This is a genomic window from Klebsiella sp. PCX (assembly GCF_021869705.1).
Lineage (GTDB): Bacteria > Pseudomonadota > Gammaproteobacteria > Enterobacterales > Enterobacteriaceae > Klebsiella > Klebsiella quasipneumoniae.
Window position 1 is genome coordinate 3,855,337 of sequence record NZ_CP091527.1, and the last position, 16,234, is coordinate 3,871,570.

Annotated in this window: 12 protein-coding genes; 3 read left to right on the forward strand and 9 right to left on the reverse strand. The window is 60.0% G+C overall.

Annotation, left to right across the window (positions count from 1 at the left end; genetic code table 11):
• Window positions 1-60 precede the first annotated feature (60 nt).
• Both GQR96_RS18270 and GQR96_RS18275 read right to left on the reverse strand, forming a co-directional pair.
• Entirely contained in the window at window positions 61-1,041 is a 981-nt protein-coding gene (locus GQR96_RS18270) for a nickel/cobalt transporter (protein ID WP_004201862.1), read from the reverse strand.
• Window positions 1,032-1,670 carry a DUF1007 family protein gene (locus GQR96_RS18275; RefSeq protein WP_004201860.1) on the reverse strand — a complete coding sequence of 213 codons (639 nt, stop codon included), beginning with the start codon at window positions 1,668-1,670 and terminating at the stop codon, window positions 1,032-1,034. Before GQR96_RS18275 ends, GQR96_RS18270 begins: the two co-directional genes overlap by 10 nt.
• 124 nt (window positions 1,671-1,794) lie before the next feature.
• Between GQR96_RS18275 and csiE the strand changes: the two genes are divergently transcribed.
• Window positions 1,795-3,072: a stationary phase inducible protein CsiE gene (csiE, locus tag GQR96_RS18280; RefSeq protein WP_017900424.1), complete on the forward strand. Its 1,278-nt coding sequence runs from the start codon at window positions 1,795-1,797 to the stop codon at window positions 3,070-3,072.
• Here the strand turns inward: csiE and GQR96_RS18285 are convergent.
• Window positions 3,069-4,205 (reverse strand): 3-phenylpropionate MFS transporter, encoded by a 1,137-nt coding sequence (locus GQR96_RS18285; protein ID WP_004201857.1) that lies wholly within the window; start codon window positions 4,203-4,205, stop codon window positions 3,069-3,071. The two genes, csiE and GQR96_RS18285, sit on opposite strands and share 4 nt — an antisense overlap.
• Window positions 4,206-4,505: 300 nt before the next feature.
• Here GQR96_RS18285 and GQR96_RS18290 point away from each other — a divergent pair, with 300 nt between their 5' ends.
• A complete protein-coding gene (locus GQR96_RS18290; protein WP_004201855.1) occupies window positions 4,506-4,928 on the forward strand; it encodes a DoxX family protein in 423 nt (140 codons plus the stop codon).
• A gap of 55 nt (window positions 4,929-4,983) precedes the next feature.
• Here GQR96_RS18290 and glyA read toward each other — a convergent pair whose 3' ends face one another.
• Window positions 4,984-6,237: a serine hydroxymethyltransferase gene (gene glyA / locus GQR96_RS18295; RefSeq protein ID WP_002914027.1), complete on the reverse strand. Its 1,254-nt coding sequence runs from the start codon at window positions 6,235-6,237 to the stop codon at window positions 4,984-4,986.
• 325 nt (window positions 6,238-6,562) lie between these two features.
• Between glyA and hmpA the strand changes: the two genes are divergently transcribed.
• The gene (gene hmpA / locus GQR96_RS18300; protein ID WP_032456468.1) at window positions 6,563-7,753 is read left to right on the forward strand and encodes an NO-inducible flavohemoprotein; all 1,191 of its coding nucleotides are present in this window, start codon (window positions 6,563-6,565) and stop codon (window positions 7,751-7,753) included.
• A gap of 74 nt (window positions 7,754-7,827) precedes the next feature.
• Here the strand turns inward: hmpA and glnB are convergent, their stop codons facing one another.
• From glnB to purL, 5 genes are all read right to left on the reverse strand, one after another.
• Complete coding sequence (gene glnB / locus GQR96_RS18305) at window positions 7,828-8,166, reverse strand: nitrogen regulatory protein P-II (RefSeq protein ID WP_002914032.1); 339 nt, start codon at window positions 8,164-8,166, stop codon at window positions 7,828-7,830.
• A gap of 65 nt (window positions 8,167-8,231) precedes the next feature.
• Window positions 8,232-9,569 carry a two-component system response regulator GlrR gene (glrR, locus tag GQR96_RS18310; RefSeq protein ID WP_004201849.1) on the reverse strand — a complete coding sequence of 446 codons (1,338 nt, stop codon included), beginning with the start codon at window positions 9,567-9,569 and terminating at the stop codon, window positions 8,232-8,234.
• Entirely contained in the window at window positions 9,556-10,242 is a 687-nt protein-coding gene (gene qseG, locus GQR96_RS18315) for a two-component system QseEF-associated lipoprotein QseG (RefSeq protein ID WP_004201847.1), read from the reverse strand. The genes glrR and qseG overlap by 14 nt, the downstream gene beginning before the upstream one ends.
• 29 nt (window positions 10,243-10,271) lie before the next feature.
• Entirely contained in the window at window positions 10,272-11,693 is a 1,422-nt protein-coding gene (locus GQR96_RS18320; RefSeq protein ID WP_074384566.1) for a sensor histidine kinase, read from the reverse strand.
• A gap of 592 nt (window positions 11,694-12,285) precedes the next feature.
• Window positions 12,286-16,173 (reverse strand): phosphoribosylformylglycinamidine synthase, encoded by a 3,888-nt coding sequence (gene purL, locus GQR96_RS18325; protein ID WP_065905433.1) that lies wholly within the window; start codon window positions 16,171-16,173, stop codon window positions 12,286-12,288.
• Window positions 16,174-16,234: the final 61 nt, after the last annotated feature.

The window sequence follows — 16,234 nt, forward strand, 5'->3', positions numbered from 1 at the left end:
GCATCGCCGCGTCAGCGGCAAGCGCCGGCGCCCACTTTCGGATTTGCGCCCGACGCCTGGCTAAAACGGACGGATCCCGCCGCCGGCCGGGACGGCGCTGAACCACATCACGCCTGCCGCCGCCAGCAAAATGACGCCGCCGGCCAGCGCCAGCGTCAGCCAGCCTACCTGGCGCCACAGCGGCGGCGCCTGATGCTGACCCAGCTTCACCGCCAGCTGGCGAAAACTGTGCACCAGCAGCGCCAGCGCCGTGATAGTCAATGAGGTCCCTGCCGCCATCGCCAGCGCCGCCGCCATCCCCCAGCTGAACACTCCGATCACTTTGCTGAACAGCAGGACCATGATCGCCCCCGAGCAGGGACGCATGCCCATCGACAGGACAATCACGGTGCGAGCCCGCCAGTCATCGCCGGCCTGCAGCTGCTCCGGGGCCGGGAGATGCTGATGCCCGCAGCCGCAGTGTTCGTTATGAACATGATGCGGGGTGAACGCGGTAAACGTTGGCCGGCTCAGCAGCAGACGCAGCTTTTTCAGCGCCCGCCAGCAGAGCAGCAGACCTAACGCGCCCACCAGCAAATAGCTCCCCTTCTCCAGCCAGAAACTGCTGAGATGCAGCTGGCGCGCTGGCAGCTGCAGTAGCGCCAGCACCACCACCACCAGCGCGATAGCCACCAGCCCCTGCAACAAAGAGGCGGCCAGCGTCAGGTTAATACTCGATTTCAGCTTTGAGGGATGGGTGGCAAGCCAGGTGGTAATGACAATTTTGCCGTGGCCGGGCCCTAAGGCATGCAGCACCCCGTAAACGAAGCTGAATCCAAGCAGCGACAGCCCCGCCGCAGCCGGGTTCTCCGCCACCGCCTGCAGCAGGCGGCTGAGCTCCAGATTGAGCGCGCGCTGCCAGACCGCGCTCTGCATCAGCACCTGCGGCCAGGCCAGCCACAGCCAGATGCCGCCCGTTACGCTCACGGCCAGCAGCAGCGCCAGCGGCCACAGCGCTTTCCAGCGCGAAGTTCGCGCGCGGGGGGTAAAAATTACTGACATGTCAGCGTCACCTTCTGGGCAAAATAGCTGCCCAGCGCCATATCCTCAGGCGGCGCATCCGCTTTATCCAGCGACTGGGCGTATGAGAGCATTTTGTCATTCGGTTTTGGCGTCATCACCGTTGCCTTACAGACGGCCTGCAGCGCGGCGGGCAGGGAAAAATCGCTATCTTTGTCATAAAACATATCGACATAGTAGGTCGGATCGAAAGTGGAAAAGGTAAATGTCTGCCCGGCAACGGGTTGCGGCGTCGCCAGCGGCAGGGTAAAGGTCAGTACCGCCTGCAGGCCGTCGCGCTCAAGACCGTAGCCGTCGGGGCGATTGTCAAATTTCACCCGCTGGCCGTTGTGCCACAGCTCGCTGAAATAGTGCTGGCCGAGCACGTTGGCCATCACCTCCGCCGCCAGTTTTTTCCATACTTCGCTGCCCGGTTTAGCGTTTCCGGCGTCGTAAAGCAGATCCGATGAGGTTATTTCATCCATTGTCCAGCGCATTTTAAAGGCGCTCAGCAGGCCGTCTTTGACCACCGGCTCGCTCTGCAAACTGATGAAGCTATGCGGATGCGCAGCGGCTGTCCATGATAAAACCATGAAAAACGCCGCGCTGGTGCATTGTTTCACTCTGTTCATCTGTTCCTCACGTGAAAAATTCTGTGAACTTCGCCAGCAATCCTGAGCTAAAGCGGGCGCACTTCCCTGCCCCCGCCGCCGTCATTGTCTATCCTTAGCGGAAACCCTAACTGGAACTTACCAGATGATGACCGTCATTGAACCACCATCTGCGCTTTCCAGTCCACAGCGCCGTAGCCAGGTGCTCCTGATGTTTTATCTGCCCGGACAGTCGGTAACGACTGAACGGCTTGGCAGAATCAACCTCGTTGATGAGACCACGGCCCGGCAGGATATCGAGGAGACCGGACGCGAAATTCAGCGTTACCACCGCCTGACCCTTCGGTCACAGGTGGACGGCAGCTATCGGATTGAAGGCGCCGCGCTCGACCAACGTTTATGCCTGCTGCATGCGCTGCGGCGGGGCCTGCGCCTGTGCCCGCAGTTCGTTAACCATCATTTTACCCCGGCGCTGAAAACGCAGCTTAAACAGGAAGGCATCGCCCGTACCTTGTACGATGATACCAACCTGCAGGCGCTGGTGAACCGCTGCGCACGAGCGCTCAATCGCCAGTTCGACTGCCGGGACGTCCAGTTTCTGCGCCTGTACCTGCAGTACTGCCTGCTTGAGCATCACCGGGGCTATTCACCCGACTTCAATGATGAACAGCAACGCTGGGCGCAGACCGCCGCCGAGTTCACTCTGGCGCAGGAGATTGTCCGCCACTGGCAGCGCCGGGTCGGCGCTCCGCCGCATGTCGGAGAGCCTTTTTTCCTCTCGCTGCTGTTTATGATGCTCAAAACCCCCGATCCGCTTCGCGATGGTCACCCGCAGGATCGACGCCTGCGGCTGGCTATTTCCGGCCTGATCCACCGCTTCCAGATGCTCGCCGGCAGGTCGTTCAGTGACGAACAGGGGCTGAGCGACCAGCTTTATATTCACTTGTCGCAGGCATTGATCCGCAGCGTGTTTGCCATCGGCATCGACAGCACGCTCACGGAGGAAGTGAGCCGGCTCTATCCTCGTTTACTGCGCACCACCCAGGCGGCATTGAGCGAATTCGAGGAGGCCTGGCACGTCCGTTTTAATGAGGAAGAGACCAGCTTAATCGCGGTGATCTTTGGCGCCTGGCTGATGCAGAAAAGCGACCTGCACGAGAAGCAGGTTCTGCTGCTGACCGATGATAATCCGGATATGGAAGCGGCCCTGGAGCAGCAGCTGCGCGAACTGACGCTGCTGCCGCTGAATATCAAATACCAGAGCGTAGAGCGCTTTCAGAAGGAAGGCGCGCCCAAAGGGGTGACGCTTATCGTCACTCCCTATGCGACGGCGCTGCCGCTGTTTTCACCGCCGCTGATCCACGCGGAGAACTGCTTCACCGAACGCCAGCAGCAGCATATCTGCGCGATGCTCGAGGACTAGGCCGCCACCGTTTTTGGCCGAATAGCCAACGCCGGGATGGTCAGCAGCGCCATTACCCAGAACACGCCCTGGTGCAGGTGCTGATAGAGGAAGCCGGCGAAGACGGTCATAATGGCGATACTCCCGCCCATCGCCACCGCGGAGTAGACGGCCTGCAGGCGGATCACTTCGCTGCCCTGGCGGGCGGCGATATAGCGCATCGCCGCCAGATGACACACCGTAAAGGTCCCGCAGTGAAGGATCTGCGCGAGGATAAGCCCCGGCAGCGCTGTGGTCCAGCCCATCAGCGTCCAGCGAACCAGCCCGCACAGGGCAGAGAGCAGCAGCAGATCCCGCGCGCTGAAGCGGCGGAACACCTTTTTACTCAGCGCGAAGATCACCACTTCCGCCACCACACCTAACGACCACAGATAACCGACCGCCGAGGCCGAATAGCCGGCCTGCTGCCAGTAGATGGCGCTAAAGCCATAGTAGGCGGCGTGCGCCCCCTGCAGCAGACAAACGCAGGCGAGAAAGCGCCAGCTTTGGCGCACCAGCGTCAGCCAGGCCGCCATTCCGGCCCCCTGCTGCTGGCGCGACGCCCCCTGAGGCATCACCGACGGCTTAAGCAACATGCCGAGCAGCATCGAGGCGACGCCCAGGCTTAGCATCAGCAGGATCGCCCGGTAATCGAACAGGCTCACCAGCTTGCCGGTCAGCGCCGAACCAATCACAAAGGCGATGGAGCCCCATAGCCGCACCCGGCCATAGTCCATGGTGATCTGCTTTTGCCAGGTATTGGCCAGAGCATCCGTCAGCGGCACCAGCGGTGAAAAGAACAGGTTGAAGCCGATGATAATCGCCAGCAGCCATGCCACGTGGCTGCCGGCCCAGAAGGCCAGCGCGAAGAGCAAGGTTAACAGCGCCAGCACGCGCAGCGCGGCGATCAGCCGGGAGGGGTCGCTCACCCGCGGGGCGATCAGCAGGCTGCCGAGAAAACGGGCCACCAGACCGGCGCCAAGCAAAATGCCGATGGTTTCCGGGGTCAGCCCGTTGCCGGCCAGCCAGACGCTCCAGAAGGGCAGAAAAATACCGTAGCTAAAAAAGTAAGTGAAATAACTGAGCGCCAGCCAGCGCGTGGAGTGCAAGACCATGATTTCCTCCCGAATGGTGGCGATAGTCTGGCGATAAACCCCATCGTGAGTAAACCTGTGTCTCACTCTCTATATGGAAGTTGAGTACATTTGTCTTTAAATCGTGACGCGCATCACGGAGCACTCCCCACTCCGTCACCGGTTGTATTAAATAAAATCCGATAACCGGGCATCAAAGTGCGACCAACGATACGGCGAAATCCTAATGAAACGAAGCGCGACATTATTATTTTCCTGCTATGGCGGCTGGCAACTTTGTGTATTACGTTTAAATCACACGTCTCTCATAACGAGCTGATTATGAACACACTCCGCTATTTTGATTTTGGCGCATCCCGCTCTCTGCTACTGCTCATCGCCCGCATCGCCGTGGTGGTTCTGTTTCTACTTTTTGGCTACCCCAAACTGCTGGGCTTTAGCGGTACGGTGCAATACATGGCCGCCTCCGGCGCGCCGATGCCGACCCTGGCGGCGATTATCGCCGTCATTATGGAAGTGCCTGCCGCGATTTTAATTGTGCTGGGCTTTTTCACCCGCCCGCTGGCGGTCATCTTTATCTTCTACACCCTCGGCACGGCGGTGATTGGCCATCACTACTGGGATATGACTGGCGATGCGGTATTGCCGAACATGATTAACTTCTGGAAAAACGTCAGCATCGCCGGCGCCTTCCTGCTGCTGGCAATCACCGGCCCAGGGGCAATCTCCCTCGACCGTCGCTAATCTGCAGATGCAAAAAAGGCCGCAAACGCGGCCTTTTTGATGTCAACGCTAACGCTTACGCGTAAACCGGGAAGCGGGCGCAGATATCCAGCACTTTGCCTTTCACACGCTCAATGACCGCGTCGTCATTGATATTGTCCAGCACGTCACACATCCAGCCAGCCAGCTCTTTGACTTCCGCTTCTTTAAAGCCGCGACGAGTCACAGCCGGAGAACCGATGCGGATACCGGAGGTCACGAACGGGCTCTTCGGATCGTTCGGCACGCTGTTTTTGTTGACGGTGATGTTGGCGCGGCCCAGGGCAGCGTCAGCTTCTTTACCGGTCAGGTTTTTATCCACCAGGTCCAGCAGGAACAGATGGTTCTCAGTACCGCCAGACACCACTTTGTAGCCGCGGTTCAGGAACACTTCCACCATTGCTTTGGCGTTTTTCGCAACCTGCTGCTGGTAAACTTTAAACTCTGGCTCCATCGCTTCTTTCAGCGCCACCGCTTTCGCCGCGATAACGTGCATCAGCGGGCCGCCCTGCGCGCTTGGGAATACCGCAGAGTTCAGCTTCTTATACAGCTCTTCGCTACCGCCTTTCGCCAGGATCAGGCCGCCGCGCGGACCCGCCAGGGTTTTGTGGGTGGTGGTGGTCACGACGTGAGCATGCGGAACCGGGTTCGGGTATACGCCAGCGGCAATCAGGCCTGCCACGTGCGCCATATCGACGAACAGGTAAGCGCCGATGCTGTCAGCGATTTCACGCATTTTTGCCCAGTCAACGATACCGGAGTAAGCGGAGAAACCACCGATGATCATCTTCGGTTTGTGTTCCTGAGCCTGCTTCGCCATGTCGTCGTAGTCAATTTTGCCGGACTCATCAATACCGTAAGGGATGATGTTGTACAGTTTGCCGGAGAAGTTAACCGGGGAGCCGTGAGTCAGGTGGCCGCCCTGCGCCAGGTTCATACCGAGCACGGTGTCGCCCGGCTGCAGCAGCGCGGTGTAGACGGCAAAGTTAGCCTGGGAGCCGGAGTGCGGCTGGACGTTAGCATAGTCAGCGCCGAACAGCTCTTTCGCGCGGTCGATAGCCAGTTGCTCAACCACGTCGACGTATTCGCAGCCGCCGTAGTAACGCTTGCCCGGATATCCTTCAGCGTATTTGTTGGTCAGCTGAGAGCCCTGCGCCTGCATTACGCGCGGGCTGGTGTAGTTTTCGGAGGCGATCAGTTCGATGTGCTCTTCCTGACGTACTTTTTCCTGCTCCATAGCCTGCCACAGTTCGGCATCATAATCGGCAATGTTCATTTCACGCTTTAACATCCGCATCTCCTGACTCAGCTAACAATAAAATTTCGGCCTAAAAAGGCGGTCCGATTGGACAACGGCCCACAGTATAACCGAATCATTCTGTGATAACAGGTCTTGACAAAGGATTTTACGCAAACGTTTGGCTCCGCATGACACAAGGCTTTGAGCAATAACGCCTCTCTCAGTATCAACGGATTTCTTTTCAGGATTGTGATGCAAATTCTTCATGTTGTAACTGCAACGGCGGAAAGTGTTAAAGAACCATTTACAACGCAGGGTTATTTCCTTAAGATGCATTTAAAATACATCATTAAGATAACACCCAAGGAAGCACACTATGCTCGACGCTCAAACCATCGCTACGGTCAAAGCCACCATCCCTCTGCTGGTAGAGACTGGACCAAAGTTAACCGCCCATTTCTACGATCGGATGTTCGCGCATAACCCGGAGCTCAAAGAGATCTTCAATATGAGCAACCAGCGCAACGGCGACCAGCGTGAAGCGCTGTTCAACGCCATTGCCGCCTACGCCAGCAATATCGATAACCTGCCTGCCCTGCTGCCGGCGGTGGAAAAGATCGCCCAGAAACACACCAGCTTCCAGATCAAACCGGAGCAGTACAATATTGTTGGCAGTCATCTGCTGGCGACCCTCGATGAAATGTTCAGTCCGGGCCAGGAAGTGCTCGATGCCTGGGGTAAAGCCTACGGGGTGTTGGCGAACGTCTTTATCGGCCGCGAAGCCGAGATCTATCAGCAAAACGCCAGTAAAACCGGCGGCTGGGAAGGGACTCGCGCGTTCCGCATCGTGAAGAAAACCCCGCGCAGCCAGTTTATCACCAGCTTTGAGCTCGAGCCGGTCGACGGCCAGCCGGTCGCCGATTACCAGCCTGGCCAGTATCTGGCCATCTGGCTGAAGCCGGAAGGCTTCGAATATCAGGAAATTCGCCAGTACTCCCTGACCCGCAAAGCGGACGGTAAGGGCTACCGCATCGCGGTTAAACGCGAAGAAGGCGGCCAGGTTTCCAGCTGGCTGCATAACCATGCCAGCGAAGGCGATGTGGTCTATCTGGCCGCCCCGGCGGGAGATTTCTTCCTTAATGTTGAGCCGCAGACGCCGGTCACCCTGATCTCCGGCGGCGTTGGGCAAACGCCGATGCTGGCGATGCTGGATGCGCTGGCGAAGAGCCATCATCAGGGTCAGGTGAACTGGTTCCATGCGGCGGAAAATGGCGAGGTCCACGCCTTTGCCGATGAAGTGCAGGCGCTCGGCGCGGCGCTGCCGGCGTTTACCGCTCACGTCTGGTATCGCAACCCGAGCGAGGCTGACCGTCAGGCAGGACGTTTTGATAGCGAAGGTTTGATGGATTTAGCGGCGGTGGCGGAAACTATTCGCGACCCGCAGATGCAGTATTATCTCTGCGGCCCGGTAGCGTTTATGCAGTTTGCAGCGAAGCAGCTGGTAGAATTAGGGGTCAATAAAGACCACATTCATTACGAATGCTTCGGCCCGCATAAGGTGCTGTAAGCCCCGACGCCGCGGGGATTTGTAGGCCGGGTAAGCGCAGCGCCACCCGGCAATACTGCAGCGAGCGGCGAGCGTTAAATCGCCGCGTCGTCTTCTTCGCCGGTACGGATACGAATGACCCGCGCCACGTCGAAGACAAAGATCTTGCCGTCACCGATTTTACCGGTCTGCGCGGTACGGATGATGGTATCCACACAGGTATCGACGATATCGTCGGTCACCACGATTTCAATTTTCACTTTCGGCAGAAAATCCACCATATATTCCGCGCCGCGGTAGAGTTCGGTGTGCCCTTTCTGGCGGCCAAAGCCTTTCACTTCCGTTACCGTCATCCCGGTGATGCCGACTTCGGCCAGCGCTTCACGCACGTCATCCAGTTTGAAAGGTTTAATAATCGCATCAATCTTTTTCATGGTGTTCCTGTCTTAGTCGCGTAACCGGTTGCTTACCGTATCATATCTTGCGCTATGTTGCGGAGCTACTCTTTAAAGTCATTGGCGTCGAGCTCATGGCGCGACAGCAGCTTATAGAATTCGGTGCGGTTGCGTCCAGCCATCCGCGCGGCGTGGGTGACGTTGCCCCTGGTAATCTGCAGCAGCTTGCGCAGGTAGTTCAGCTCAAACTGATTGCGCGCTTCCACGAAGGTCGGCAGCGCCGTGTTCTCGCCTTCCAGCGCCTGTTCCACCAGCGCATCGCCGATCACCGGCGACGAGGTCAGGGCCACGCACTGCTCGATCACGTTCACCAGCTGGCGCACATTGCCCGGCCATTTGGCGGCCATCAGCCGCTTCATTGCATCGCTGGAAAATGCCCGCACGAACGGCTTATGGCGATCGGCGGACTGACGCAGCAGATGGTTGGCCAACAGCGGAATATCTTCCGTGCGTTCGGAGAGCGGCGGGATCTTCAGGTTAACCACATTGAGGCGATAAAACAGATCTTCGCGAAACTCGCCGCGGGCCATCGCCTTCGGCAGGTCGCGGTGGGTGGCGGAGATGATCCGCACGTTGATCTCGATATCGCGGTTGCTGCCGAGCGGGCGAACCTTACGCTCCTGCAGGACGCGGAGCAGCTTCACCTGCAGGGCGACAGGCATATCGCCGATCTCGTCGAGAAACAGCGTGCCGCCTTCGGCGGCCTGGAATAACCCTTCGCGGTTGCTGACCGCGCCGGTAAAGGCGCCCCGAGCATGGCCGAACAGTTCGGACTCGAGCAGCTGTTCCGGCAGCGCGCCGCAGTTAATCGCCACGAAAGGCTTGTCATGACGCGGGCTGGCGTTGTGGATCGCCTGGGCGACTATCTCCTTACCGGTCCCGCTCTGGCCGTTAATCAGCACGCTGACGTCGGACTGCGCCACCATCCCGGCCTGCTCGAGCAGGCGCAGCATCAGCGGGCTGCGGGTGACAATCGCCTGGCGCCACGCTTCGTCGGTGGCTGGCGATCGCTGCTCCAGCGCCTCATCAATGGCTTTATACAAGGCGTCTTTATCAACTGGCTTGGTCAGGAAGCTGAAGACGCCCTGCTGGGTGGCCGCCACCGCGTCGGGGATCGAGCCATGGGCGGTGAGAATGATCACCGGCATGCCGGGCTGCCCCTTCTGGATCTCACTGAACAGCTGCAGGCCGTCCATTTCATCCATCCGCAGATCGCTAATCACCAGATCCACTTTCTCACGTCCCAGCACGCGCAGCGCTTCCGGTCCGCTCTCGGCGGTGACCACGCTATAGCCTTCGCTGACCAGACGCATGCCGAGCAGCTTCAGCAGCCCCGGATCGTCATCCACCAGCAGCAAACGCGCCGGTTTACGGATCGTCATGGATCACCTCCGGTACTTTTTCGCTGCCGAAATTGCCGCCCGGCTTGCGGCTGGAGAGCTGGCGTTCAATATCCGTCAGATTCTCCAGCTTACGGGTGGTCAGCTCCAGCTGCTGGCGCAGCGACTGCTCCTGCTGGCGCAACGTCTCCAGCTCGCTATCGCTGGACTGCTGAAGCTTCGCGTAGCGGGCTCGCTCCTCCACCAGCTGCAGCTGACGGGTCTGCCCGTCGCGCCAGAGCTGATATAGCGGGCGGACCTGAACGGCGATTTGCGGGCTGAAGGTGTCGAGACGCGCCACCAGCTCGCGGCGCTCGTCAGGGGTAATTTTGGCATCGGCAAGCAGAATGCCGCGGCGGAATGCGTCCTGCCAGCTGTCGTCGGTATGGCGTTTCGCCTCCGCTCGCGCCTGCACCGGCGCGAGACGATCGGCGCAGTCAATGCCCCGCAGCCAGTAGAGGGGGTTTTTGTCGCTGGCATCGCTGCTGTGCGCCCAGATATCAGCGCAGTCCACGGCGACAAAATCGGCCACCTGGTGCTGCGCCTGCCCGGGGGCAGCGGCACCTTCCGCACTATGCGGCGAGAAGCCGGCGGAACACCCCGCCAGCGTCAGACAAGCAATGCCTGAGAGCAGCCATCCGCTAAGGGAACGGCGCCAGGCCAGGAATTGGGACATAGTTCCCCGATATCGATTCATTAGTTGGATTATTCCGGCGCTGAGGGAAGCGTAATGCGAAAACAGACCTGCCCGGCGGGGGCGTCAACCAGACTGAGTTCCCCTTGCATCTGACGGACACAGTCGCGGGCGATGCTTAACCCCAGCCCACTGCCTTTAACGGCCCCCTTACGCTGGTGACTTCCCTGGTAAAAAGGCTCAAAAATCATATACTTTTCCGCGGCCGGGATCGGTTCGCCGCTGTTGGCGACATCAATACGCACCTGCTCTCCGTGCCGGTAGCTATGGATACGAATGTTACCGGATTCAGCGCCATAGTGCACCGCATTGGAGTAGAGATTATCCATTACGCTTATCAATAACGCAGGCTCCGCCAGACAATGCCGCGCCCGCAGCGCCAGCTCGGTATGCATCAGTTTAGCCCGCGCAGGCAAACTGTGCGCCGCCACGACGTTTTCCACCAGCTCCACCAGGTCCACTGCTTCCCGGGCTACCGGGCCGTCGGCCTGTTTGCGGTTGTAGTCCAGCAGCTGTTCAATCAGCTTTTGCAGGTTGCGGCTGCTGCTGTCGAGGATCTCGACGATCTCCTGCTGCTCCGGCGTCAGCGGTCCGGCGACCCGGTCGGCCAACAGCTCGGTGCCTTCACGCATACTGGCCAGCGGGGTTTTAAGCTCATGCGACAGATGGCGAAGAAACTGATGCCGCTGCGACTCCAGCCATGCCAGGCGCTCGCTGAGCCAGATGATGCGCTTGCCCACCGAGCGCAGCTCGCGCGGGCCAGTAAACAATGCCGCGTCGTCCAGCGACTTCCCTGCGCCCAGCTGATTGATCATTCTTTCGATACCTTTCACCGGGCCGATGATCATGCGGGTGAAAAGCAGCACCAGCGCCAGGCTCAGCAGAAACAGCACCAGCGCCTGCCAGCCGAAAAACTGGCCGCGCTCGGCAATCTCCTGCTGCAGCTGCTGGCCGCGGGAATAGACCACCGCCCGGGTCGCCTGGACCATGTCGCTGTTATTACTGGCGAAAACTTCCAGTCTGGCGGCTGCCTCGGCGTCAGGGCCGCTGTTGTTACACTGCAGCTGCGCCAGATCGCTGACATCCTGGCGCAGCGCCTGCCAGAGCTTTTCGTCCGGCAACACGCCGGCGTGCGCGTCCAGCATCTGGCTGTAGCGCTGCCGCTGGTTTTGATAGACGCGCGCCAGCGTCGGATCGTCCAGCACGCAGTACTGGCGATAGCTGCGTTCCATCTCCAGCGCGGCATTGATCATCGCCTCACTGCGGCGGGCATCGACCAGCGTCGTACGGTTGATATGCGCCGCCTGGGCGCTGAGGGCATTGAGGCTCTGCCAGGCCTGCCAGGCCAGCACCAGTAACGGCAGCAGGATCAGCACAAAGGAGAGCGTCACCAGCTGACGCAGCGAACGGGGAAAAAGAGAGAGTCGCTTCAAAGGTGTGGTCTCAATCATTAGCTCTGGTCGATGCTAACTGAGGAGCGCGCCGGAGAAAAGCGATACCCGTCGCCACGGCGCCCCAGAAACAACAAAGCCAGGCGCAAGGCCTGGCTTTGTTCAGGAATGAGGCGGTGCCTTACTCGACGTTTCGCCCGATGTCTGATAAAGCCAGGCTATTATCAGGAGTTGGACGGCAGGCACCTGTTTGTGCGTCATTCGAAGTTTATGTAGCGCGTCCCGAAGGGGCTGACATAAGAAGGTGAATGAGCCACTGGTTATTATTATGCATGAACTATGCCACCTTTCCAAACATTTTATTAACACATTGATATATATGGCTTTAACCATAAAAGCCAGCCACCCCAGCGCAGTACACTTTTTATCCATAGCGTCGCCAATTAGCGACACCAAATGTATCCCAAGTTACTCATCATTTAAATCAATAACTTAAGTGTCGCCTTTTGGCGACACTGCAATATGCCGGTTGTCGGTGATTCCCGACACCCTGGCGTGCCGGCCGTCACATATAAAAAAAAGCCCCCTGCCTGAGCAGGGGGCCGATACGTTCGCGTGACACGCTGCGGGAAAATTAACCCAGCTGTTTACGCGCATTGCGGAAGATACGCATCCACGGGCTGTCTTCGCCCCAGTTTTCCGGGTGCCAGGAGTTGCTTACGGTGCGGAAGACGCGTTCCGGGTGCGGCATCATGATGGTCGCGCGCCCGCTTTCGCTGGTCACGGCGGTGATACCGTTCGGGGAACCGTTCGGGTTCGCCGGATAGGTTTCGGTCACTTTGCCGAAGTTATCCACGAAGCGCAGCGCCACCAGGCCTTTGCTCTCCAGCTGGGCCAGATGCGCGCTGTCGCGCACTTCCACCTGACCTTCGCCGTGGGAGACCGCAATCGGCATCTGTGAGCCAACCATGCCTTGCAGCAGCAGAGACGGGCTTTGCGTCACTTCCACCAGGCTGAAGCGCGCTTCAAAGCGGTCAGAGTGGTTGCGCACAAAGCGCGGCCACAGGTCGCTGCCCGGGATCAGCTCGCGCAGATTGGACATCATCTGACAGCCGTTGCACACGCCGAGCGCCAGGGTCTGCGGACGATGGAAGAAGGTCGCGAACTCATCGCGCACGCGCTCGTTGAACAGAATCGACTTCGCCCAGCCTTCACCTGCCCCCAGCACGTCGCCGTAGGAGAAGCCGCCGCAGGCCACCAGGGCATGGAAATCGCCGAGACCGGTGCGGCCCGCCAGCAGGTCGCTCATATGCACGTCAATGGCGTCAAAGCCAGCGCGATGGAAGGCCGCCGCCATTTCAACGTGAGAGTTGACCCCCTGCTCGCGCAGGACGGCCACTTTCGGACGCGCGCCGGTGGCAATGTACGGTGCGGCGACATCGTCATTAATATCAAACGAGAGCTTCACATTGAGGCCCGGGTCGGCGTCGTTGGCTTTCGCCTCGTGCTCCTGATCGGCGCAGGCCGGGTTGTCGCGCAGACGCTGCATCTGCCAGGTGGTTTCCGCCCACCACATGCGCAGCGTGGTGCGGCTTTCGCTAAACACCGTCTGACCGCCGGCGGTCAGCACGAAGCGATCGCCCTCGACCGCTTTACCGAGGTAATGCACACAGTCCGCCAGGCCGTTAACCGCCAGAATGGCTTCCACCGCCTCACGGTCTGCGGCGCGGACCTGGATCACCGCCCCCAGCTCTTCGTTGAACAGCGCCGCCAGACGGTCGTCGCCCAGCGCGGCGATATCCGCCTCCACACCGCAGTGGCCGGTAAAGGCCATTTCCGCCAGGGTGACCAGCAGGCCGCCGTCGGAGCGGTCGTGGTAGGCCAGCAGTTTACGCTGCGCCACCAGGGCCTGCATCGCATCCCAGAAGCCTTTCAGCTGCGCGACATCGCGCACGTCAGCCGGCTTGTCGCCGAGCTGGCGATAGACTTGCGCCAACGCCGTCGCGCCCAGCGCGTTGTGCCCTTTACCGAGGTCGATCAACAGCAGGGCGTTATCTTCCGTCGAGAGCTGCGGCGTGACGGTATGACGAACATCTTCGACACGGGCGAAGGCGGAGATCACCAGCGACAGCGGAGAGGTCATCTCACGCTGCTCGCTGCCTTCCTGCCAGCGGGTTTTCATCGACATTGAGTCTTTGCCGACCGGAATGGTCAGGCCCAGCGCCGGGCACAGCTCTTCGCCCACCGCTTTCACCGCCTCATACAGGCCAGCGTCTTCGCCCGGGTGGCCGGCAGCGGCCATCCAGTTAGCCGACAGCTTCACGCGGTTCAGCTCGCCAATCTGCGTGGCGGCGATGTTGGTCAGCGCTTCGCCTACCGCCAGACGGCCGGAGGCGGCGAAGTCCAGCAGAGCAACCGGGGCGCGCTCGCCCATCGCCATCGCTTCGCCGTAGTAGCTGTCGAGGCTGGCGGTGGTTACCGCGCAGTTGGCCACCGGGATCTGCCACGGGCCGACCATCTGGTCGCGAGCGACCATGCCGGTCACGGTGCGATCGCCGATGGTCACGAGGAAGGTTTTCTCGGCCACCGTCGGCAGGTGCAGTACGCGGTTAACCGCGTCGGCGATGGTGATCGGTTGGCGATCCAGCGCGCTGCCCTGGGCTTTCAGAGTCTGCACGTCGCGGGTCATTTTCGGCGTTTTACCAAGCAGGACGTCCAGCGGCAGATCGATCGGCTGATCGTTAAAGTGGCTGTCGCTCAGGCTCAGGTGCTGCTCGGCGGTGGCTTCGCCGATAACCGCATAAGGCGCGCGCTCGCGGCGGCACAGCTCGTCGAACAGCGGCAGTTGCTCCGGGGCGACCGCCAGGACATAACGTTCCTGCGATTCGTTACACCAGATCTCCAGCGGGCTCATGCCTGGCTCATCGCTCAGGATATCGCGCAGCTGGAATTGACCGCCGCGGCCGCCGTCGCTGACCAGCTCCGGCATGGCGTTGGAGAGACCGCCGGCGCCGACGTCGTGGATAAACAGGATCGGGTTGGCGTCGCCCAGCTGCCAGCAGCGGTCGATCACTTCCTGACAGCGACGCTCCATTTCCGGGTTGTCACGCTGGACGGAGGCGAAATCGAGGTCGGCATCGGACTGGCCGGAGGCCATGGAAGACGCCGCGCCGCCGCCGAGGCCGATGTTCATCGCCGGGCCGCCCAGCACGATCAGCTTCGCGCCGACGGTAATCTCGCCCTTCTGCACGTGCTCGCCGCGGATGTTGCCGATACCGCCGGCCAGCATGATCGGTTTGTGGTAGCCGCGCAGCTCTTCGCCGTTATGGCTGGTGACTTTCTCTTCATAGGTGCGGAAGTAGCCGTTCAGCGCCGGACGACCAAATTCGTTGTTAAACGCCGCGCCGCCCAGCGGGCCTTCGGTCATGATGTCCAGGGCGGTGACGATGCGATCCGGTTTCCCGAAATCTTCTTCCCACGGCTGTTCGAAGCCCGGGATGCGCAGGTTGGAAACCGAGAAGCCCACCAGACCCGCTTTCGGCTTCGCGCCGCGGCCGGTGGCGCCTTCATCGCGGATCTCGCCGCCGGAGCCGGTTGCCGCGCCCGGCCATGGGGAGATGGCCGTCGGGTGGTTATGGGTTTCCACCTTCATCAGAATGTGCGCCGGCTCCTGATGGAAGTCGTAGCGCCCGGTCTGGTGGTCGGCAAAATAGCGCCCCACTTCAGACCCTTCCATCACCGCGGCGTTGTCTTTATAGGCCGACAGGACGTAGTCCGGCGTTTTTTCGAAGGTGTTTTTGATCATTTTGAACAGCGACTTCGGCTGCTGTTCGCCGTCGATGATCCAGTCGGCGTTGAAAATCTTGTGGCGACAGTGCTCTGAGTTCGCCTGGGCGAACATGTACAGCTCGATGTCGTTCGGATTGCGTCCCAGACGGGTAAACGCGTCCTGCAGGTAGTCAATTTCGTCATCTGCCAGCGCCAGACCCAAACGGAGGTTGGCGTCAATCAGCGCCTGACGCCCTTCGCCCAGCAGGTCAACGCTGGTCACCGGCGTCGGCTGATGGTGAGCGAACAGCTTTTCGCCCGCTTCCAGCGCGTCGAAGACGCTCTCCATCATGCGGTCGTGCAGTTCCGCCGCCACCGCGGTCCACTGCGCTTCGGTCAGGGTCGAGGCTTCAACATAATACGCCACGCCGCGCTCCAGACGCACAACCTGAGCCAGGCCGCAGTTATGGGCGATATCGGTAGCTTTAGAAGACCAGGGAGAGATGGTGCCAGGGCGAGGGGTCACGAGCAGTAATTTACCGGTCGGGGTATGGCTGTTTAAGCTCGGGCCATATTTAAGCAGTCGCGCCAGGCGCTCGCGATCGTCAGCGCTCAGCGGGGCGTTCAGATCGGCAAAATGAATATACTCGGCGTATATGGCGCTTACCGGAAGGTTGGCCGCCTGAAATCGTGCCAGCAGTTTATTAATACGGAATGCCGACAGTGCAGGTGAACCACGCAAAATTTCCATCATAAGTCTCTCGTCTTCGAAGCTTTCAGGGTGAGCCAGGGGGGGAAACGGGCGTCATTATAGT